Source organism: Actinoplanes oblitus (assembly GCF_030252345.1).
Classification (GTDB): Bacteria; Actinomycetota; Actinomycetes; order Mycobacteriales; family Micromonosporaceae; genus Actinoplanes; species Actinoplanes oblitus.
In genome coordinates this window covers 6,787,878-6,809,189 of the sequence record NZ_CP126980.1, presented here as the reverse complement: position 1 = coordinate 6,809,189, position 21,312 = coordinate 6,787,878, and the positions used below count along the sequence as shown (strand labels likewise).

The following is a 21,312-nucleotide window of genomic DNA, read 5'->3' as shown; positions in this document are numbered from 1 at the left end:
TCCCGGTGCGTCGCCTCGTGGTGTTGCTGGCCGTCGTCGCCGGGCTGCTGCTCGGGACGGCCGGACCGGCGGCGGCGCACGCCGGCGGCCTGGTCGCGACGAACGCGCGCAGCCAGGTGGTGACGATCACACCATCGGTGCCCGGGCTCGCCGTGGTCGCCATCGAGGACGGCGCCAAGCTGCGCTTGACGAATCACACCGGCGGCCCGGTCACGATCCGCGGCATCGACCGGACCGTCCCCGCCGGCACCTCACTGACCTGGGCCGACTCCCGATTCGCCCCCGAGGGGAAAAACATCACCTTCGGGCGTACGGCGGACTGGGCGCTCGACCTCGACGCCGGCGGCACCGCCGTGACGGTGTCCGGCGTGCTCACCGGGGAGCGGCCACCGAACCCATTGCCCTGGTGGGCGCTGGCTATCGTGTCGGCCGTGGCCGTACCCGTGATCGCCCGCCGCCTGCACCGCGCCGACCTGCTGCTCGCCGCGACCGGCGCGATCGCGATGGCCGCGTCGATCACCCACGTCCTCGGTTCCACCCTCGCTGTCGAATCGGCGCCCCCGGCCGGCACCTTCCTCAGCGCCGCCGGCATCAACCTGCTGGCCTGGCCGCTCATCCTGGGCGGTGCGACGGTGGCGCTGCGCGGCCGGCCCGCCGGGCTGCTCGCGGTCTGTGCCGGTGCCGCGCTGACCGCGGTGTTCGTGCTGCCCGACGTGACCTCGTTCCACCGGGCGGTGCTGCCGTTCGCCGGGCCACCGGCGGTCGAGCGGGCGCTGGTGGTGCTGGCCCTCGGCCTCGGAGCCGGGGTCGCGGTGGCCGGGGCGTCGGTCCTGCGGCGACTCGCGCAGCGGGCGGCTCCGGCCGTGGAGGTGCCGGCGTGAAGACGTGGACCGGGCTCCTGCTGCTGGTGGCATCGGTGGTGCTGGTGGTGCCCGCCCTCTTCGGCCTCACCGTGCTGATGTCGGCGACCAGCCTGGTCACCTTCTCGTCGATGTTCGCGGCGTTCGTGCTGGTGGTGTCCTCGGCGTCGATCGCCATCTTCGCGCAGCTCGGCGTGCTGACGCTGATTCAGCGGGAGCCTGTCGGCTTCGGCGGACCGGTGGTCCCCACGCCGGCGCCGTCCTCCGGTGGGCGCCGGGCGTTGCGGACGGTGCCGTTCCTGCTGGCCGCGCTGGCGCTGCTGCCCGGCTGCACGAGCGCGCCGGCCGCCCAGGCGGCGACCCCCGCCGCCTGCGGGTCCGCGTCGCCCGACCAGGTGGTGGCGACCGCGGCGCTGGAGGACGGGAAAGCCGTCCCCGCTCCGCGACGGGTCAGCGTGCCGCTCGGCAGCCAGGTCCGGCTCGGCGTCTCCGTCGACGTCGCCGCGCGGATCCACGTGCACGGGTACGACCTGGAGTACCCGGTGCGGCCGGGCGAGCCCATGTGCATCGTCTTCGTGGCCGCGCGGGCCGGGCTGTTCGACGTCGAGGCTCACCCGGACACGCTGCTGTTGCAGCTCGAGGTGAAGTGACGGTCCTGGCCCACGGGGTCGGTGGCTCGTCGGACCTGCCCCTGCCGCTCGACCTGGTGTTGCAGGCCGGCGCGGCGACAGTGGTGCTGTCGTTCCTGATCTCGGCGGTCTGGTGGAGGAAGCCGCGACTGGCCGCAGGCGTGCCACGGACGGTGCGAACGGCCGGCTGGCTCCCGGTGCTGCGCGGGTTCGTGCTGCTGCTCGCGCTCTATCTCGGGGGAAACGCGCTGGCCGGGCCGGCCGGGCCGGAGAACCCGGCGGCGCACGCGTTGTTCGTGTGGTTGTGGGTCGGGCTGGTGCCGGTCAGCGTGGTGTTCGGGCCGGTGTGGCGGGCGGTGAACCCACTGCGGACGCTGTTCCGGATGTTGCGGCTGCCGGCTGCCGGGCTGCGCCCCGGTGCCGGGCTCGGAGTGTGGCCCGGGGTGTGCTGGCTGCTGGCGTTCGTGTGGTTCGAGCTGGTGGCGCCCGGCCACGCGGATCCACGGCTGATCGGCTGGTGCCTGGCCGGGTACGCGGTGGCACAACTGGGGATGGCGGCTCTCCGGGGCGAGGAGTGGTTCGCCCGGGGGGACTGCTTCGAGGTCTATTCGTCGCTGGCCGGGCGGCTCAGCCCGGTTCGGTGGCGCCGGCCGCTGAGCGGGCTCGCGGCGCCGCTGCCCCACTCGTCCGCCGGGCTGCCGTCTGCCGGGCTGGCGGCCTTTGTGGCGGTGTGGTGGGGATCGACGGTCTTCGACAGTGCTTCCGGGTCGCCCTGGTGGGCCGGGTTCGTGCAGCGGGCCGGGCATCCGGCGGTGTGGGCGACGATGGCGCTGGTGGCGCTCTGCCTGGGCGTCTGGGTCGCCGTGCGCAAGACGGCCGGGGATCTGGACGTGGCCGCATCACTGATCCCGATCGCCGTGGGGTACACGCTGGCGCACTATCTCTCGCTGCTGATCGTCGAAGCACCGCGGGGCGTTCTGCTGCTGACCCGGCAGTGGGGGCTCGGCGAAGGGGTGAGTTGGAACGTCGTCCCTGTTCCGGCGGCGATTGCCGGGGCCCAGGTCGCGCTGATCCTGGTGGGACATGTGCTCGGGGTGATCGTGGCGCATGACGCCGCTCTGGCGGGTGCCGCCCGGCCGGTGGGGGTTCGACGTGCGGGGGCGGTCACCGAGGCCGGCCCCAAGCCCGTGCTGGCGACGCTCGCCGAGGAGTTTCCGCTGGTGCTCTTCATGATCGGCTGTACCTGGGCGGGGCTCTTTCTGCTCTTCGTCCGCTGAGCCGTCGGCCCGGCCGTTTTCGTCGGAGGGTCGTGGCATGGTGAGGCGGTCAGTGGGGTTGGGCGGAGAGGTCGGTGGTGGCGATGTTCCGAGCGGGCGGTTCCGGTCACGGTTCGTACATTTGATCTAATCATCGGGTAAGGTACGGGACATGGGCGTCGATGTCGGCGACGAGCCGCGACCGCGGATCTCCGCCAAGCAGGAGCGCATTCTCGCTGTCATTCGCGAGTCGGTGCGGGAGCGGGGCTTCCCGCCGACGGTGCGGGAGATCGGGGCGGCGGTCGGGCTGGTCTCGCCGTCGTCGGTGGCGCATCACCTCAAGGTGCTGGAGCGGCATGGCTTGCTGCGCCGGCAGCCGCACGGGTCGCGCGCGGTCGACGTGCGGGAGCCGGGGGAGGCGGGGTTGCCGGCTTCGGGTGCCTCAAGAGGGCGGCTGGGCGCGGTCGGCTCCGGTGTGGCGGGTTCGGGCGCGGTTGGCTCCGGCGTGACGGGTGCGGGTGCCGCCGGCTCCGGCATTGCGGATTCGGGCGCGGCTGGCTCCAGCATTGCGGGTGCGGGTGCGGGTGCGGGTGCGGGTGCGGGTGCGGGTGCCGCCGGCTCCGGCATTGTGGGTTCGGGCGCGGGCGGCGTGGTGGGCTCCGACATCGCGGATGTGGGCACGGCGGATCCGGGCGGGCTGGCTGAGGTTCGGGAGTTGATCCGGGCCGATCAGGTGGTGGCGATTCCGGTGCTCGGGGACATCGCGGCCGGTGCGCCGATCCTGGCTGAGGAGCATGTGACGGATCGGCTGGTGGTCTCCGCCGGGATGGTGGGGCACGGCACGCTGTTCGCGCTGAACGTCAAAGGTGACTCGATGATCGACGCGGCCATCTGTGACGGGGACGTGGTGGTGGTCCGGCAGCAGCCGGTCGCGGAGAACGGGGAGATCGTTGCCGCGATGATCGACGGCGAGGCGACGGTGAAGACGTTCCAGCGGCGGGATGGGCATGTCGCGCTGGTGCCGCAGAATTCCAGCTATTCGGTCATTCCCGGCGACGACGCGGTCATTCTCGGGAAGGTGGTCTCGGTCATCCGCCGCCTGTGACGGCCGATGGCAGCCGGCGGACGGAAGGTGTGGGGATTCGCGGTTCGGTCTCCGGGGGTGGATCCGGTAGGGTGCGGCGTGTGACCCGGATCGACGCCATCGCCGCCGCCTATGCGGGCTGGGTCACTCCGGATCTGCCGCTTTACGGCCTTGACCACGATCGGGCCGATTTCGCTCCCTGAGCGTTCGTTTCTCCCGCAATCCCGTCCGGCCGGACCTGCGTAGCGGCGCCACTCGTGAAGCGACGACGCCCGCGCGACGACAACGGCCCGCGATGAGGTCCGCACGCGCGGCGGTAGCGGCTTCCGTGACGGACCGGTCCGCGACGGAACGGTCCGCGCAACTGCGGCCTCGCGTGTAGCGGGAACGATCCGCGCAATCGCGGTGGCCGCGCTGTGAAACCGCTCGCGACGGAACGATTCGCGCGGCGACGGCAAGCGCGACGACGGCAAGCGCGTCGTCCGCAAGCGCGTCGTCGGCAAGTGCCTCGTCGGCAAGCGCGGCGTCGAGAAACGCGGCGTCGGCAAGCGCGTCGTCGGCAAGCGCGTCGTCGGCAAGTGCCTCGTCGGCAAGTGCCTCGTCGGCAAGTGCCTCGTCGGCAAGCGCGACGACGAGAAACCCGCCGTCGGCAAGCGCCTCGACGGCAAGCGCGACCACGAGACACCCACTGATGACGAGTGCCCACCCCTGGAACGAAAGAGCGACGCATGTCCGCACTCACGAAACTGCTCGCCACCCCGTACGTGAAACGGCTTTTGATCGCGAGTCAGACCGGGCGCCTGCCCATGGCCTCGGCCCCCCTCGCCCTCCTGCTCTTCGCCCGCGAGGCGCACAGTCTCGCGCTCGCCGGCCTGGTCGTCGGCGCCTACACCGCGGGCATGGCGGTCAGCGCGCCGATCCTCGCCCGGATCGTCGACCGCTGGCGGCAGCCGCCGGTGCTCTGGGGTTCGGCGCTGCTCTCCGCTGTCGGCTTCGTCCTGGTGGCGGCGGGTGGCCACGCGCTGCCGGCGACGATGACCGGCGCGGTGCTGGCCGGCCTCGGCACCCCGCCCCTGGAAGCCTGCCTGCGCGCCCTCTGGCCGGACATGGTCGAGGCCGGCACGGTGGCGGCCGCCTACTCGCTGGACATCGCGGTGCAGGAGGTCATCTATGTGACGGGCCCGCTGGTCACCCTCGCCGCTGTCGGCGTGGCCGGCCCACCCGCCGGCCTGATCGTCGCGGCCCTGCTGCAGCTGGCCGGCGTAGCGGTCTTCGCCGCGACGCCCGCGGTCCGCACCTGGCGCGGGGTCGCCGCCACCCGGCACTGGGCCGGTCCGCTGCGGGTAGCCCGTTTCGTTGTCATCCTCCTCGGCGTGACCTGCGCCGGCGCCGCGATCGGCAGCCTGCCGGTAGCCGTCACCGGCTATGCCGAGGCCGCCGGGAACCGTTCCCTCAGCGGCTGGTTGCTGGCCGCCCAGGCGACCGGCGCGCTGATCGGCGGCCTGCTCTACATGCGTGCCCGCCCCGGCGGCCGGGGTCGCCTGCCGCTGGTCACCGCGGGGCTAGCCGCCGGTTTTGTCCCCTTGCTGGCGATTCCCGGGCCGTGGCCGATGGGTCTGCTGCTCGCGCTCTCCGGCCTGTCGCTGCCGCCGGTGCTGACCGCGGTCTTCCTGACCGCCGACCGGATCACCCCGGCCGGGACCGCTGTCGAGGCGTTCGCCTGGATCATCACGGCGTTCACTGTGGGCAGCGCGGCGGGCGCGGCGATCACCGGGCCGCTGGTGGGTGAGAGCATCCGCTCCGGGTTCGCCTTCGCTCCGCTCGCCGGGCTGCTCGCGGTCGGCGCGATGTCCGCCGCGTCGCTCACCGGCCGCCACCCCGCCGATCGGCGCGAGGCCGCTGTCGGTTCCTGATCTTTTTCGGTACGACCCGGGGCTGTCCCAACCGCAACCACGCCGCCCCAGCCAACCCGCGAGGCGGTCCCACCCGGGACCGACCAGCGACGCACGGGTGTGTCCCGGGGCCGGCGCGATGTCCGCCACCGCGCCGGCCCGTGCCGCGCCCCCGGCCCGTGCCGCGCCTCCGGGCACGGCGTGTCTCCGGACTGGAGCGCGGGCCGGCGGGTCCCGCGCCCGGGATGGGTGCCGGTTACGGGACAGGGCACGGTGCTTCGCTGATCATTCTCGGCCGCTACGTTCCCGGGGTGCGGTCGGTGGCGGCGTTCACTGCCGGCGCTGTGGGTTACCCGGGCCGGCGGTATGCCGCTTTCACCGCGGTGGGTGCGGTGGGGTGGGCGGCGCAGAGCGCGCTGCTCGGTTATCTCGGTGGGGTGGCGTTCGCGGATCGTCCGCTGGCGGGTTTCGTGGTCGCGTGGCTGGGGGCGGCCGTGGTGACCGTGGCGGCGATGGCCGTGCGGCGCCACGCGTCCGGCGCCGGGCGCCGGCTGACCGCGCTGACCCGCCGACGGACGGAAGTCAGGGCCCTGGCCGGGCGTCGCTGACCGCGCCGGGGCGCCGACGCACGGAAGCTGGGGCGAGAACCCGGGCAGCGGCCGGAACCGGACCTGCCAGCGACACCGAGCACGGGGCCGGCAGGCGCGCCGCCAGGGAACAAATTCGTGCTCGAAGCCCGGTGTGACCGGCCAACCGCGAGGGGCGACGATCGACCGGAATGTGGGATTGGCCACGGGTTTGCCGGAAAACTGATAGCGCCGCACGCGTGCCTGCCGGGACAGGTGCGGCTAACGTTCCGGTGTGGCTAAGGGATCTTTGGCGGTGCTGGTCGCCTGTCTTGTGCTCGCGGTGCACGTCGGCCTCGGCCTGTTCGCCGCGAACTGGTTGTGGACCGACACCGACGATCCGACGCAGTGGATCTACTTCTACGGCACCGGCGGTTGCTGCATCGCGCCGATCACCGCCTCGGTCGGGGCGATCGCGGTGAACAACCCGCGGTTCAAGGCGATCGGCATCGGCATGCTGGCCGGTCTCGGGATCGCCCTGGCCGCCGCCGCGGTGGCATTGCTGAGCGGCTACGTGCCGTCCTGGGTGAACGGCTGACAGGGGCCGGGACACCGCACCACTGCCGAGGAGGCCGGCCCGTCCCGCGAATCACCGTGGCACGGCCGGTGTATCGCGGTAACCCCCGATACACCGCCTGATCAGCGGGTTAGCATGAGTCATCCCCCAATGCCGGTTCGGTCGCGAGACGCGCAGCCATGGGTGGTGGGGGATGCTTACCAACAGTCAGACAGTTCTGCTGTCCGGTCCCGATGTCGGCGACCTGGAGCAGGACTACGTGCTGGCCGCCCTCCGATCCGGCTGGATAGCCCCGGTCGGGCCGGACCTGGACGCGTTCGAGCGGGAGATCGCCGATCGGGTCGGCGTGCCGCACGCGGTGGGCCTCAACTCGGGCACCGCCGCGCTGCACCTGGCCCTGCTGGGCGTCGGCGCCGGCCCCGGCGACCTCGTCGTGGTGCCCACCCTCACGTTCGTGGCCACCGCGAACGCCGTCGTTTACACCGGCGCCACGCCGGTCTTCGCCGACTGCGACCCGGCCACCGGCAACCTCGACCCGGACCTGCTCGCCAGTTTGCTCGCCGAGTTGCACGCGGCCGGCACCCCGGCCCGCGCGGTGCTCACCGTGGACCTCTACGGCAGCTGCGCCGACTACGAGCGGATCCGCCCGCTCTGCGACGGGTACGGCATCCCGCTCGTCGAGGACGCCGCCGAGGCGCTCGGCGCCACCCACCGGGGCCGGGCGGCCGGCTCGTTCGGCCGGGCCGCGGCGTTCTCCTTCAACGGCAACAAGCTGCTCACCACGTCCGGTGGTGGCATGCTGCTCACCGACGACGCCGAGCTGGCCGGCCGGGCGCGGCACCTGGCCGGGCAGGCGCGGCTGCCGGCCGAGCACTACGAGCACGCCGAGCTCGGTTACAACTACCGGCTGAGCAACCTGCTCGCCGCGCTGGGCCGGGCGCAGCTGTGCCGGCTGGACGAGATGGTGGAACGTCGCCGGGCGGTACACGACGCGTACGCCAAGATCTTCGCCCACGTGGACGGCGTACGCCTGCTCGCCGACGCCGACCCGGCGGCGAACCGCTGGCTGACCGCTGTCGTCGTCGATCCGGACCGGGCCGGATGGGCGGCCGGCGAGCTGGCCGCGCACCTGGCGGCGCGGAACGTCGAGACCCGGCCGATCTTCAAGCCGATGCACCTGCAGCCGCTGTACGCGGACGCCCGGGCGTCGCTCAGCGGCGCCGCGGAGCGGCTGTTCCGGGACGGGCTGGTGCTGCCCGGCGGCTCGGCGCTCACCGGCGAGCAGGTGCGGCGGGTGCTCGACGAGATCGCCGAGTTCCTGGACGGCCGCCGATGAGCCTCGCCACCCGGGTCACCGACGCCGTGCAGCGCGCTGTCGACATCGGCGTCGCGGCCACCGTACTGGTCGTCTCCGCGCCGGTCATGGGGGCGGTCGCGGTGCTGGTCGCCCGGGACCTGGGCCGGCCGGTGCTGTTCCGCCAGCCGCGACCGGGCCGGTACGGCCGGCCGTTCACCCTGATCAAGTTCCGCACCATGCGGGACGTGGACGAGCGGCGCGGCCTGGTCACCGACGCCGACCGGCTCACCCCGCTGGGCCGCGCCCTGCGCGCCACCAGCCTGGACGAGCTGCCGACCATGTGGAACGTGCTGCGCGGCGAGATGAGCCTGATCGGGCCGCGGCCGCTGCTGATGCACTACCTCGACCTGTACACGCCGGAGCAGGCCCGCCGGCACCTGGTCCGGCCGGGCGTGACCGGGCTGGCCCAGGTGAGCGGGCGCAACGCGGTGAACTGGGAGGAGCGGCTGGCGCTCGACGTCTGGTACGTCGACCACCGGTCGCTCGGGCTGCACGCCCGGATCCTGGCCCGGACCGCGCTGATCCTGCTGCGCCGGCACGGCATCACGGCGCCGGGTGATGCGACGATGCCGCAGTTCACCGGGGGCGCCTAGTGCGGATCACCTACCTCCACCAGTATTTCAAGACGCCCGGCATGGCCGGGGCGACGCGCTCCTACGAGATGGCCCGGCGGCTGGTCGAGCGGGGCCACGAGGTGCACCTGATCACCGGGGACCCGGACGGCGGCCGGGACCGGACCACCGTCGAGGCCGGCGTCGTGGTGCACTGGCTGGCGGTGCCGTACAGCAACGCGATGAGCTACCGCCGCCGGATCCGGGCGTTCGTCGATTACGTGTGCCGGTCCGCCGTGGTGGCCGGGCGGCTGCGGCACGATCTCGTCTTCGCCACCAGCACCCCGCTGACGGTGGCGATCCCCGGCGCGTACGCGGCGCTGCGCCGCCGGGTGCCGATGGTGCTGGAGGTCCGCGACCTGTGGCCGGAGCTGCCGATCGCGCTGGGTGCGCTGCGCTCGCCGGTCAGCCGGTGGGCGGCCCGGTGGTTGGAGGGGTGGGCGTACCGCCGGGCGGCGCACGTCATCGCGCTCTCGCCGGGGATGGCCACCGGCATCCGGCGGCGGAACCCCCGGGTCCCGGTTACCGTCGTGCCCAACAGCTGCGACCGGGAGCTGTTCGCCGGCGCCGACCGGGCCGGCGCGGCGCTGCGCGAGCGGACGCCGTGGCTCGGTGACCGGCCGCTGATCCTCTACGCCGGAACGCTCGGCCTGGTCAATGGCGTGGACTACCTGGTCCGGATGGCCGCCCGGCTCGCCGGGACCGACCCCGAGGCGCGGATCGTGATCGTCGGCGACGGCCGGATGCGCGATCAGGTGCGTGGCCTGGCCGCCGAGCTGGGCGTGCTGGACCGGAACCTGTTCCTGCTCGGACCGGTGGCCAAGACCGAGGTGGTGGCGTTCTTCGGCGCGTGCGACCTGGCGGTGTCGGTGACCGTCGACGTGCCGGAGCTGGCGCACAACTCGGCGAACAAGGTGTTCGACGGCTTGGCCGCCGGCCGGCCGGTCGCCGTGAACCACGGCGGGTGGATCGCCGACCTGATCACCGAGACCGGCGCCGGCCTGGTGCTGCCGCCCGGCGATCCGGCGGGCGCGGCAGCGGCGACGGCAGCCTTCCTGCGTGACCGGGCGGCGGTGGCGGCCGCCCGGGCGGCGGCCCGGGACCTGGCCCGCCACCGGTTCGACCGCGACCTGCTGTTCCGGGACTTCGAGCGGGTGCTGACCGGGGTGGCCGGGCTACCGCCGGCTCGGGACCGGGGCGTGAGCCGGGCGTACCGAGGCCAGTAGCAGCAGGATCCACATCAGCCGGGCGTCGTAGTAGTCGCCGGAGAAGAGGCTGGCGCCGCCGATGAAGATGCCGCAGTAGGCGGCCGTCCGGGACTCCAGGCTGCGTTCCGGTTTCGGTACGGCGATGTAGGCGTGCCACAGGCCGAGCCACGCCATGGTGAGCAGCGCCAGGCCGACGAACCCGCCCTCGGCCGCGGTGGCCAGTGGCAGGTTGTGCACGTACTTCTCGCCGGGGCCGAGGTCGGTGACCGTGTAGAAGCCGCTCACCCCGGTGCCCAGGATCGGGCGCTGCAGGAAGATGCGCAGCGCCATCCGGAACAGCACGTCGCGCTGCGACGCGTAGCCCTCCCCGATGGTGGCCTCGACGAAGCGGGACTGGACGAACCCGGCGATGTACGGCCCGGCGGTGATCACCAGCACCGCGCCGACCACGAGCAGCAGCCCGAGCGGCTTGGCCAGCCGGTCGAAGTCGAGCTTCGGCCGGATGGCCAGCAGGGCCACCCCGGCGGTGATGCCGAGCGCGGCGATGCCGCCCCGGGAACCGGAGGCGATCGCGCCGAACAGGAACGCCGGGATCGGCACCAGCCAGATCAGCCGGTCGCCGCTGCGCAGGTAGAGGTAGATCGAGCTGATCACCCCGAGGATCATCAGGCGGACGAAGACGTTCGGGCCGCCGCCCAGCGCCGCCCAGCGGTTGCCCGGGGCGTGGCCCCGGCCGGAGGCGGCGGCCAGGAAGTAGATCCAGGCGGTGACCTGGAACAGCACCAGGGTGGTCCCGGTGACCTGGTCGCGGTCCCAGTTGGCCAGCGTGTAGTAGACGACCAGCAGCCCGGCGACCGCGCACAGGTCGCCGACCACCGGCCCGGTGGGGGTGCCCGGCGGCACCCACAGCGCGGACAGGCCCTGGTAGCCGAGCAGGGCCAGGACGCCGAGCAGGGCCTCGCCGCCGCTGACCGGGTGCGGGCCCATCCGGTGCGCTTCGAGGGCGAGGCACAGCAGCAGCACGAAGAAGAGCGGCACCCGTACGTCGTTGACGATCGGGATGTCCACGCCGGCCCGGGACAGGGTGAACCGCCCGGCCAGCGTCACGATGAAGGCCATCACGACGACCGGGCCGGGGCGGCCGGGAGCGATGGTCATCGGCGGGAACGGCGCAGGGCGCGGCTGGTCAGGCCGACCGCGTCGCAGCCGAGCGCGGTGGCCGCGGCGATCAGCCCGAGCACCGCGGCGTGCGGTGGCGCGACGAACGCGGTGCCGATCCAGGTGGCGACCACCTCCAGCAGCAGGCAGGCCAGCAGCAGCCGGCTCAGGAAGGTGGCCTCCAGCAGGGTCTCCATGGTCGGGCGGGCCGCGTAGAACATCGCGAGCGGGATCGCGGCCACCACACCTAGCCGCAGCACCGGGATCGCCCCGGAGAACTCGTCGCCGAGGAACTCGCGCACCAGCGCCGGCGCGCACACGAAGATCACCAGGGCGGGCGCCGTGGCGAGCACCCCGGCCACCAGCGGCAGCGCGGTGAGCAGCCGTCGCACGCCGGCGTCCGCGCCGGCCCGGTGGAACAGCCGGCTGAGCCGGGGCAGCAGCACCGGGGTGAGCATGGCGAACAGTGAGCAGATCAGGGTGACCGCCGAGGTGGTGAAGCCGACGTAGCCCGCTTGCGGGCCACCGGGCATGGTCACCGCCATGGCGAAAGTGGGGAAGGTGTAGAGCGTGGGCAAGGCCCATTCGCCGGGCATGCGGCGGACGCCGTACGCGACAAGGGTCTTGATGGTGGGTTCCAGGAAGCCGTCGCCCTGCGGCACGCCCGGCCGGCGGACCACCAGCGTCCCCCACAGCCCGATCGCGGCGGCTCCGACGCCCTGGATGATCAGAAAGTCCTCGATCCGGTCCGCGGCGACGAACGCGACCAGCGGCATCAGCCCCAGACCCAGCCCGTAGGTCAGGTACGCGTCGATCACCTGATGGTTGCCGCGCAGCGCGGACAGGGCGACGGTGCACAGGCAGGTGCCGCCCAGCATGATCACGATGGCGGTCACCGCGGGCCGCCCGCCCGGCAGCCCGAGCAGCTCGGCGAGCCGGTCGCCGGCGCCGACCGCCGCCGCGCCGGTCACGGCGACCAGCGCGGCCTCGAGGTAGAACGCCCGGCGGCCGAGGCGGCGGGTGGTGTGCTCGGTGTGCGGCAGGTAGCGCTGCAGGCCCAGTCCGAGCCCGAGCATCAGGACCGGTTGCAGCGTGCTCACCGCGCCCCGGGCGATCTGGTAATAGGCGAACCCGCCGACACTGCCGCGCTGCGCCACCAGGTGGAACAGCACCAGCCCGGTGCCCAGGACGAACCACTGGACGACCAGGCTGGCGACGTAGTCGCGGCGCACGGCGGTGGGGACGCTCCGCAGCAGCGATCGGAGACCCTCAGCGGCGGGCATGGCTCATGCGGACACGCCCAGCAGCTCGTGGGACATCCGCCACCAGCGGCCGCGCCGGCCGGTGCGCGGGGTGAAATAGGTGTCGTAGTGGGGCACCGCGTCCGGTCCGGAGCGCGCCACCATGTTCAGCACGCACCCGAGCAGCGTGGCGTTCACCGTGTGCAGTGCCCGGACCGCGGCGGTGACCTGCGCCGACGTGGTGCGCCGGGCCCGCACCACGAGCAGCGTGCCGTCGGCGCGGGCGGCGACCACCGCCGCGTCGGTCACCGGCAGCACCGGCGGGCAATCGAAGATCACCACATCGAATCTTTTCCGTACGTCGTCCACCAGCTCCGTCATCCGGGGTGAACTGAGCAGCTCACTCGGGTTCGGTGGCGGCCGTCCGCTGGCGAGCAGCCACAGCCCGGCGCCCCATGGTTGCAGCACCTGCTCCAGCACCGCGGTGCCGTCCAGCACCGAGCTCAGCCCGGCCGAGCCCTCCCGGCCCAGCAGCGCGGCGAGCCGGGGGTGCCGCAGCTCGGCGTCGACGATCAGCACCCGCTGCCCGGCCTCGGCGAAGAGCAGGGCCAGCCCGCAGGCGGTGGCCGACCGCCCCTCGCCGGGGACCGCGCTGGTCACCGCGAGGGTCTTCACCGAGTTCGTGGCGGCCGCGCACTGCACCTGCGTACGCACCTCGCGCAGCGCCTCGGTCCGTGGCGACGCGCTCGGCGAGACGAACGGGTTGCCGGCGTCCATCGGTACGTTGGCCAGCACCGGGGCGGACGCGAGAACCTGCAGGGCCTCGGCGGTGCGTACGGTGTTGTCGGCCACCTCGCGGCCCACCGCCGCGGTCGCCCCGATCACCAGCCCGACGACACTGCCCAGGGCGAAGTTGTTCAGCACGTCCGGCGCGACCGGATCGTCCTCCAGCGCCGGCCCGGAGACGACGGTGACCTTCACCGTCGGCGGCTCGGTCGGCGCCGCGCGCTCCAACTCCTCGACCGCGGTCTCGAAGCGGTGCGCCAGCCGGGTGAGCAGCAGCAGCGCCCGGTCGGCGTCCCGGTCCTCCACGCTGACCACCATCATCACGGTGTCCGGGATGGGCTCCGAGGAGATCGCGTCGCGGATCTCCTGCGGGTCCAGGTCGATGCCCGGCGTGCCGGCCAGCGGGGTGGCCACCTCGTCGCTGGTCAGCAGCTTCGCGTAGGTGGCCAGCCGGCTGGTGTTGAACAGGCTGGCCGGGTACAGGTCGGTGGCGAAGGTGACCGGGGTGGAGAAGACGAAGGTGACCCGGGCCGCGTACATCGGTGTGGTGTTGAGGTTGACGATCAGTGCCACGCCGAGGCCGGCGATCACCGAGGCGAGCAGCAACCACCGGTTCCTTCTGGCGACACGGAGGTATTCGCGCAGGCCCACCCCGACCTCCCGTTCCGTGGCTCTAGCCACCATATGGCGATGTTTGGTGCCGTTCACCAGTATCGAAAAAGTCCGTTTTAAGGGGTATTGCCCTGCTAGGCTGCTGATATGAGGGGCGCACGCCTGCTTCCGCTGCTCGTGGACGGCGCCGCATGGGGGGCCGGCCTGCTCGCGGCGGTCCTTGCCCGGTACGACTTCGCTCCCGGCCGCCGGGTCCTGGCCGGCACCCTGGTCGCGGTGGCCCTGGCCGTCGTCCTGCAAGTGGCGATCGGGCACACCCGGCAGCTCTACCGGGGCCGCTACCGGTTCGCGAGCTTCGACGAGTTGCGGGCGGTGGCCACCACCACCGCCGCGGCCACCTTCGCGCTGACCGCTGTAGTTGTGCTGCTCTCGCCGCACCCGGTCCCGCCCGGCCTGCCCGCCCTGGCCGGCGCGGCCGCGCTGACCCTGATGCTCGGCGTCCGCTACCTGCGGCGGACCCAGCTCTCCCGGCGGTTGCGCCCGGACGTCCGCACCACCGCCCCGGTGATCCTGTTCGGGGCCGGCTCGGCCGCCGACCACCTGGTCGCCTCGATGCTGCACGACCCGAAGGGCCGCTACCTACCGGTCGGCCTGATCGACGACGACCGGGGCAAGCGGCGGCTGCGCATCCTCGGCGTCCCGGTGCTCGGCTGTCGCGACGACATCCCGGCGGTGCTCGCCCGGACCGGCGCCGAACTGCTGATCTTCGCGGTGGCCAACGCCGACGCCGCACTGGTCCGGGAGATCCGCGACCGCACCCTGGCGGCCGGCGCCGCGTTCAAGGTGGTGCCGTCGGTCAGCGAGCTGATGGACAGCTCGGTGGAGGTCGGCGACATCCGCGAGGTGCAGGTCACCGACCTGCTCGGCCGGCACCAGATCGACACCGACCTGTCCACCATCGGCGGTTACCTGACCGGCAAGCGGGTGCTGGTCACCGGCGCCGGCGGGTCGATCGGCTCGGAGCTGTGCCGGCAGATCCACCACTTCGGCCCGGCCGAGCTGATGATGCTGGACCGCGACGAGACCTCGCTGCTGGCCGTGCAGCTCTCCATCGACCCGCGGGCCCGGCTGGACGACCCCGCGGTGATCCTCGCCGACCTGCGCGACGCCGACCGGATCCGGGAGATCTTCCGGACCCGGCGCCCGCAGGTGGTCTTCCACGCGGCCGCCCTCAAGCACCTGGCGCTGCTGCAACGACACCCGGCCGAGGCGGTCAAGACCAACGTGCTGGGCACCCTCAACGTGCTGGAGGCGGCCGAGTCGGTGGAGCGGTTCGTGAACATCTCCACCGACAAGGCGGCCGATCCGATCAGCGTCCTGGGTTACTCGAAACGGATCACCGAGCGGCTGACCGCGTGGACCGCGCGCCGCAGACGGGGGACGTTCCTCAGCGTGCGGTTCGGCAACGTGCTGGGCAGCCGGGGGTCGGTGTTCACCACGTTCAGCACCCAGATCGCCGAGGGTGGGCCGGTCACCGTGACGGACCCGGAGGTCACCCGGTACTTCATGACCACCCAGGAGGCGGTGCACCTGGTGATCCAGGCCGCCGCGATCGGAAAGGGTGGCGAGGCGCTGGTGCTGGACATGGGCGAGCCGGTGCGGATCGCGGAGGTGGCCCGGCAGATGGTGGCGCTGGCCCGCAAGCCGATCCCGATCGAGTACACCGGGCTGCGGCCGGGGGAGAAGCTGGCCGAGACGTTGTTCGGGACGGGCGAGACCGACCGGCGGCCGATCCATCAGTTGATCTCGCATGTCGAGGTGCCGCCGCTGGATCCCGCGCAGTTGCGGATCCCCGGACCCGGGGTGGACACCGCTGTCGTGATCGCCCGGCTCGCGGAGGAATGCGCGCTGCCGGCGCCGTTGCCGGCGCTGCACTGAGCCGGCCGCCACCGAAACCGACAAAGCCGAAGAATGCCATTCTCCAGCGCGAAAGGCTGCGCGCTGCTGCAATCGGGACATGGAACGCCGGAGTGACGACGACCGGCCCGAGCCGAGGCCGGCACGCGCCGGTGTACACGCGGCGCTGCGGGCCTGGCGGGAAAGCCTGATCGATCTCGGCGACAACAACCGCCTGATCAACTTCACGGCCGGCAATGCCGACCTGGTGGAGATCACCGCCCCCGAACCGGACCAGGTGGTCACCACCCTGACCCGGGGCGCTACCCGCCCGCTGACCGGGCCGGGCGCCGCCGACCCGGGCGGCGGCGTGTTCCGCACCGAGCTGGCGGAACGCTCGCTGGGCGCGGTGCTGCGCCGGATGCTGCGCCGCGACCAGCAGGAATACCTGGACCGCGGGGTCTCGGTGCTGCACCTCGCGCTCGGCCTGCTGCACTGGCGGCCGCTCGCCGAGGACGACGAGGGCGCCGCCGAACCGGCCGGTTACGCCAGCCCGCTGCTGCTGCTCCCGGCCGAGCTGGTCGCCGGCGAGCTGGGCGAACACCCCGAACTGCGGCTGCGCGACGAGGAGCCGGTGGTCAACCCGGCGCTGGCGCTGCGCCTGCGGCAGGCCGGCATCGCGATCCCGCCCCTGACACCGGGCGCCGAGCTGAACGTGTCGAAGTTCTGGGCGGACTTCACCGACACGGTGGCCCGCCGGCACGGCTGGCACATCGAGCGGACCGTCATCCTCACCTGCCTCACCTTTCACAAGGAGGCGATCTACCGGGACCTGCAGGAGAACGAGGAGCGCATCCTGGCCCACCCGGTGATCCGGGCGCTGGCCACCACCGACCACCGGCGGCAGACCGACCAGTTCCGGTTCACCCCGATCCGGCCGGAGGAGGTGGACCGGCTCGCCCCACCCGAGGACGTGCCGCTGGTGCTGGACGCCGACTCGTCGCAGCGCGCCTGCGTGGCCGCCGCCCTGGCCGGGCACAGCTTCGTGATGGACGGGCCGCCCGGCACCGGCAAGTCGCAGACCGTGGCCAACATGATCGGCGCCCTGCTGCACGCCGGGAAACGGGTGCTGTTCGTCTCGGAGAAGGTGGCCGCGCTCGACGTGGTCCGCAACCGGCTCGCCGAGGCCGGGCTGCACCGCTACATCCTGGAACTGCACGGGCAGCAGGCCGGGCGGCGCGAGGTGGCGACGCTGCTGGCCGCGGCGGTCGACGAGGCGCCCGAGGTGCCCGGCGAGGGACCGGTGGTGGACCGCGGCGCGCTGCGCGAGCGCCGGGAACGGCTCACCGCTTTCGCGTACGCCATGAACGAGACCCGCCGTCCGCTGGGCGCCAGCCTGCATGAGATCATCGGCCGCTGCGCCGGGCTCGCCGAGGCGCCGGCCGCCCCGGTGCCGACCATCACCCCGGACGCGCTCACCCCGGACGTCATGCACCGGGTCCGCGAGGCCACCGACCAGCTGGCCCGATCCTGGCGGGCAATGGTCGACGGGGACGGCCTGCTCTGGCGCGACGTGATCACCCGGGATCCGCTGGACCCGGCGCTGAGCCGGGCCGAGAAGGCACTCGCCGCGCTGGCCCGCTCGGCCCGGATCGCCGACCCGGCCGCCCGGGCGTTCGGCCTGCTCCGTCCCGCGGACGCGGCCACGCTGGCCCGGCTCGCCGACCACGCCGGCCGGCGACCGGACCGGGTCGCCGACGACTGGCTCACCGCGGCCGACCTCGATCCGGTCCGCAAGGCCGCCGACCGGCGCAGCGACGAACTGGCCGCCGCCGGGGCCGCCGCCGAGGCGGCGCAGCAGCGCGCCGGGGTGCCGTGGACCGCGCTGCCGTCCGCCGCGGACCTGCCGATGCCGCCCTCGCTGGAGGCGCTCACCGCGCCGGTCCCGCTGGAGACGCTGACCGCGAGCGAGGCCGACGAGCTGGCCCGCTCGTTCACCCGGGCCGCCGAGGAACTGGACCGGCACCGCCGGGCGGTCAACCGGGTCACCACCAAGCTGGGCCTGCCGCAGGCGCACACGATCCGGGACATCTCCCGGGTGGCCGCGGTGGCCGAGCTGGGGACCAAGGCGCACAAGCCGGAACGGTTCTGGTTCTCACCGGGCGCGCTGGCCGGGGTGCAGGCCGGTGCCACCGCGCTACGCCGGGCCCTGGAGGTGCTGGTCGGGGCGGAGATCCAGGCCCGGCCGTACTTCTCCGAGGGGCTGCTGGCCCAGCCGGTCGAGGAGCTGGCCGAACGGTTCGCCACCGTGCACCGGGGATTCGGGAAGCTGCGCGGGGCGTACCGGCGGGACAAGCGGCAGGTGGCCGGGTTCGTGCTGCCGACCGCGCACCTGGGCGACGCCATCGACCGGCTGGGCACCGCTGTCGCCTGGAAACGGGCACTGCAGGAGCTGGCCGCGGCGGAGCACCGGTACGCGACCGCGCTGGGCCGGTACTGGCAGGGCCGGGGCACCGATTTCGCGGCCCTGGACGAGGCGATCGGGGTGGCCACCGCGGCGCTGGCCTCGGCCCCGCCGGCCGGGCTGGACGCGGTGCTCGCCTACATCTGCGCGCCGGCCCCCGACCCGGAGCCGATCCACGTGGTCACCGAGGCCCGCGAGGCGCTGCTGCGCTGGCAGGCCACGCTGCGCCCGGCACCCTACCCGGCCGCCCGGCCGGAGCTGGTGTCCGGCCCGATCGACGACGCGATCGCCTGGCTGCAGGCGCACGTGACGGCGCTGCGCGCGGCCGCCGAGACGGTGCGGGCGTTCGACGCCGCGACCGGGCGCAACCTCGACTACGCCGAGGCGCTCCGGCTCGCCGAACTGCGCGCGGAGGCCGCCCGGGCCGAGGCCGCGCTCGGCGGACCGGCGGCGGGCCTGCCGGAGGCCGACCCGGCCACGCTCGGCGCGACCGTCGACTGGGCGGCGGGCGCCCGCGAGTTCGCCGGTGGGCCGCTCACCGAGGAGCAGGTCGCCGCGTTGCGGGATCTGCGGCCGATCACCGGGCTGGCCGAGCGGGCCCAGGAATGGGCCGAGGCGAGCCGCGCGGTGCTCGCCGGTTTCGGCCCGGCCCGGCAGGCCGACCTGCGCGACCGCTTCGCCGACTACCAGCGGGCGGCCGCGTTCCTGCGCGACATCCGGGACGACAGCAGCGGTCAGGAGGAGTGGTTCGCCTGCCTGGACGCCCGGGACGTGCTGACCTTCCACGGCCTGGACGCCGCCGTCGAGTTCTGCGCCGACCAGCACCTGGACAGCGGGGACGTGCCGGCGGCGCTGGAACGGGCGCTGCTGCACGGCTGGGTGGACGCGGTGGTCCGGGCCGACGACCGGCTGCTGCCGTGGCGCGCCGAGGACCGGGACCGGCTGCTCGCCGAGTTCCGGCAGGCCGACGAGAAACTCGCCGCCGTCGCGGCCCGGGAGATCGTTGCGGCGGTCGAGGCGCGCCGGCCGCCGGCCGACAGCGCCGGCGCCGCCCTGCTGCGGCGGGAGGCGATGAAGGCCGACCGCCAGTCCCCGGTACGCGAGTTGATCGCGCGCACCCGGGACGTGGTGCTCGCGCTGCGGCCCTGCGTACTGGCCTCGCCGCTGACGGTGAGCCAGTCGCTGCCCGCGGACATCGGCTTCGACGTGGTGATCTTCGACGAGGCGTCCCAGATCACTCCGGCGGACGCGGTCAACTGCATCTACCGCGGCCGGTCCCTGATCACCGCCGGTGACGACCGGCAGCTGCCGCCCACCTCGTTCTTCGACCGGGCCTCCACCACCGTGCCGGACACCGAGGTGCTCGACTACCAGTCGGTGCTGGAACTGGCCAAGGCCTGCGGCGCCTTCCCGGGGATGGGCCTGACCTGGCACTATCGCAGCCGTCACCAGGCACTCGTCGCGTTCGCCAACGACGCGTTCTACCAGGGCCGGCTGAGCACCTTCCCGGCACCGGGCAGCGGCGGCCCGGACACCGGTGTCGAGCTGTTCCCGGTGGCCGGGGTCTACCGGCGGGCCACCAGCCGGGACAACCCGGTCGAGGCGGAACGGGTCACCGAGCGGATCGTGCACCACTTCACCACCCGGCCGGACCGCACCCTGGGCGTCGTCACCTTCTCGGTGGCCCAGGCCGAGGCGATCGAGCGGGCCCTGGAGTCGGTGGCGGCCGGGCACCCGGCGCTGGAGCGCGCGGTCGCCGACGACCGGCTGCACGGCTTCTTCGTGAAGAGCCTGGAGTCCGTGCAGGGCGACGAGCGGGACGTGATGATCTTCTCGGTCGGCTACGGCTACGACGAGACCGGCAAGATCAGCGCGAATTTCGGCGCGCTGAACCGGCCGAACGGCTGGCGCCGGCTGAACGTGGCGATCACCCGCGCCCGGCACCGGGTGGAACTGGTCACCTCGATCCTGTCCCGCGACGTGCCGGAGTCGGAGAACGAGGGGGTCCGGCAGCTCGCCGCCTACCTCGACTACGTGGAGCACGGTGCCGGCGACACCCGGTCGGACCTGGCGGACGGGGTCGGCGAGTTCGTCGACTCGGTACTGGAGACGGTCCGGTCCTGGGGCTACCCGGCGCGGACCGGGCTGGGCACGGCCGGCGGGCGCGTCGACATCGCGATCCGCCACCCGGACGACCCGGAGGGCGATTACCTGCTCGGGATCCGGTGCGACGGCCCGGGTTATCGGGACTGCCCGGCGGCCCGGGACCGGGACCGGCTCACCGACCAGGTGCTGACCGACCTGGGCTGGCGGTTGCACCGGGCCTGGGCGCTCGCCTGGTACCGCGACCGGGCGGGCGAGGAGGCCCGGCTGCGGGCCGCTCTGGAACGCGCGGCGGCGGCCCGTCCCGGACGGTCAGGCGCGGTCGAGGGGCCCGCCGTCGACCGGGCCCCGAACGCCCGCCCACGGGTGCTGCGGACCGCGCCGGCCCGGCATTAGGCGGCGGCGCCGCGCAGCAGGGCGTCGACCAGGGCTTCCGGGAGGTCCTCGTCGGCCACGCCGGTGGCCGAGCCGAACAGACCGTGCATCATCCCGGGGCCGGAGAGCATCAGGACGGTGAGGTCGACGTTGAGGTCGGGGCGCAACTCGCCGCTGGCCATGCCACGGCGCAGGATCCCGCGCATCACCTCGCGGCGCGGTTCCATCACCGCGTGGTGCATCTGCCGCAGCTGCTCGTCCTTCATCAGCTCGGGCAGCAGGCAGGCGGTCACCTTGCCGTAGTCCTGCACCCGGGACGAGCGGTTCGCGGTGACCAGGGCGATCAGGTCGTCGCGGACGGAGAGGCCGGCCAGCTCCGGGATCGGGCCCTTCATGCCCCGGACCGCGTCGATCAGCAGCGCCTCCTTGTTCGGCCAGCGGCGGTAGATGGTGGCCTTACCGACGCCCGCTTTCGCCGCCACCGACTCGATCGAGATGGCGGCGGCGCTCTGCCCGTCGGCCATCAGCGTGAGCACCGCGTCGAGAATCGCCTCGTCGGCCTGGGCGTTGCGGGGCCGGCCAGGAGCCTTGCGCTCCTGGCCGGTCGTCGTGGTGCTGGTCATGGGGTTCATTGTTA

At 73.5% G+C, this 21,312-nt stretch carries 17 protein-coding genes; 12 read left to right on the top strand and 5 right to left on the bottom strand.

Annotated elements, in window-relative coordinates; translation table 11 throughout:
- Positions 1-5 precede the first annotated feature (5 nt).
- The 4 genes from Actob_RS30680 to lexA all read left to right on the top strand — a co-directional run bounded on the left by Actob_RS30680 (position 6) and on the right by lexA (position 3,850).
- Positions 6-881, top strand: a complete 876-nt coding sequence (locus Actob_RS30680; RefSeq protein ID WP_284915338.1) for a hypothetical protein — start codon at positions 6-8, stop codon at positions 879-881.
- Entirely contained in the window at positions 878-1,510 is a 633-nt protein-coding gene (locus Actob_RS30675) for a hypothetical protein (RefSeq protein ID WP_284915337.1), read from the top strand. Before Actob_RS30680 ends, Actob_RS30675 begins: the two co-directional genes overlap by 4 nt.
- A complete protein-coding gene (locus tag Actob_RS30670; RefSeq protein WP_284915336.1) occupies positions 1,507-2,766 on the top strand; it encodes a hypothetical protein in 1,260 nt (419 codons plus the stop codon). Before Actob_RS30675 ends, Actob_RS30670 begins: the two co-directional genes overlap by 4 nt.
- Positions 2,767-2,917: 151 nt before the next feature.
- The gene (gene lexA, locus Actob_RS30665) at positions 2,918-3,850 is read left to right on the top strand and encodes a transcriptional repressor LexA (RefSeq protein WP_284915335.1); all 933 of its coding nucleotides are present in this window, start codon (positions 2,918-2,920) and stop codon (positions 3,848-3,850) included.
- 123 nt (positions 3,851-3,973) lie between these two features.
- Here the strand turns inward: lexA and Actob_RS30660 are convergent, their stop codons facing one another.
- On the bottom strand, positions 3,974-4,507 hold the full coding sequence (locus Actob_RS30660; protein ID WP_284915334.1) for a hypothetical protein: 534 nt from the start codon (positions 4,505-4,507) through the stop codon (positions 3,974-3,976).
- Between the two features lie 50 nt (positions 4,508-4,557).
- On the opposite strand from Actob_RS30660, the gene Actob_RS30655 reads away from it, so the two are divergent.
- From Actob_RS30655 to Actob_RS30630, 6 genes are all read left to right on the top strand, one after another.
- A complete protein-coding gene (locus Actob_RS30655) occupies positions 4,558-5,742 on the top strand; it encodes an MFS transporter (RefSeq protein ID WP_284915333.1) in 1,185 nt (394 codons plus the stop codon).
- 299 nt (positions 5,743-6,041) lie between these two features.
- Positions 6,042-6,329 (top strand): hypothetical protein, encoded by a 288-nt coding sequence (locus Actob_RS30650; protein WP_284915332.1) that lies wholly within the window; start codon positions 6,042-6,044, stop codon positions 6,327-6,329.
- A 253-nt stretch (positions 6,330-6,582) separates the two neighbouring features.
- Positions 6,583-6,885, top strand: coding sequence for a hypothetical protein (locus Actob_RS30645; RefSeq protein ID WP_284915331.1), 303 nt, complete (start codon positions 6,583-6,585; stop codon positions 6,883-6,885).
- Positions 6,886-7,057: 172 nt separating this feature from the next.
- A complete protein-coding gene (locus tag Actob_RS30640; RefSeq protein ID WP_284915330.1) occupies positions 7,058-8,200 on the top strand; it encodes a DegT/DnrJ/EryC1/StrS family aminotransferase in 1,143 nt (380 codons plus the stop codon).
- Entirely contained in the window at positions 8,197-8,814 is a 618-nt protein-coding gene (locus Actob_RS30635) for a sugar transferase (protein WP_284915329.1), read from the top strand. The genes Actob_RS30640 and Actob_RS30635 overlap by 4 nt, the downstream gene beginning before the upstream one ends.
- Positions 8,814-10,058 (top strand): glycosyltransferase family 4 protein, encoded by a 1,245-nt coding sequence (locus tag Actob_RS30630; protein ID WP_284915328.1) that lies wholly within the window; start codon positions 8,814-8,816, stop codon positions 10,056-10,058. Before Actob_RS30635 ends, Actob_RS30630 begins: the two co-directional genes overlap by 1 nt.
- On the opposite strand, the gene Actob_RS30625 is transcribed toward Actob_RS30630, so the two are convergent.
- Genes Actob_RS30625 through Actob_RS30615 form a run of 3 tightly spaced genes read right to left on the bottom strand, consistent with a single transcriptional unit; the run spans position 10,008 to position 13,909 of the window.
- A complete protein-coding gene (locus tag Actob_RS30625) occupies positions 10,008-11,198 on the bottom strand; it encodes an O-antigen ligase family protein (RefSeq protein ID WP_284915327.1) in 1,191 nt (396 codons plus the stop codon). The genes Actob_RS30630 and Actob_RS30625 overlap by 51 nt on opposite strands.
- Complete coding sequence (locus Actob_RS30620; RefSeq protein WP_284915326.1) at positions 11,195-12,481, bottom strand: lipopolysaccharide biosynthesis protein; 1,287 nt, start codon at positions 12,479-12,481, stop codon at positions 11,195-11,197. The genes Actob_RS30625 and Actob_RS30620 overlap by 4 nt, the downstream gene beginning before the upstream one ends.
- Positions 12,482-12,484: 3 nt before the next feature.
- The gene (locus tag Actob_RS30615) at positions 12,485-13,909 is read right to left on the bottom strand and encodes a polysaccharide biosynthesis tyrosine autokinase (protein WP_284915325.1); all 1,425 of its coding nucleotides are present in this window, start codon (positions 13,907-13,909) and stop codon (positions 12,485-12,487) included.
- Between the two features lie 75 nt (positions 13,910-13,984).
- Between Actob_RS30615 and Actob_RS30610 the strand changes: the two genes are divergently transcribed.
- Together Actob_RS30610 and Actob_RS30605 are read left to right on the top strand one after the other, a co-directional pair.
- Positions 13,985-15,775 (top strand): nucleoside-diphosphate sugar epimerase/dehydratase, encoded by a 1,791-nt coding sequence (locus tag Actob_RS30610; RefSeq protein ID WP_284915324.1) that lies wholly within the window; start codon positions 13,985-13,987, stop codon positions 15,773-15,775.
- 79 nt (positions 15,776-15,854) lie between these two features.
- Positions 15,855-20,696, top strand: coding sequence for a DUF4011 domain-containing protein (locus tag Actob_RS30605; protein ID WP_284915323.1), 4,842 nt, complete (start codon positions 15,855-15,857; stop codon positions 20,694-20,696).
- Here Actob_RS30605 and Actob_RS30600 read toward each other — a convergent pair.
- On the bottom strand, positions 20,693-21,298 hold the full coding sequence (locus Actob_RS30600; RefSeq protein WP_284915322.1) for a TetR/AcrR family transcriptional regulator: 606 nt from the start codon (positions 21,296-21,298) through the stop codon (positions 20,693-20,695). The genes Actob_RS30605 and Actob_RS30600 overlap by 4 nt on opposite strands.
- Between the last annotated feature and the right edge of the window lie 14 nt (positions 21,299-21,312).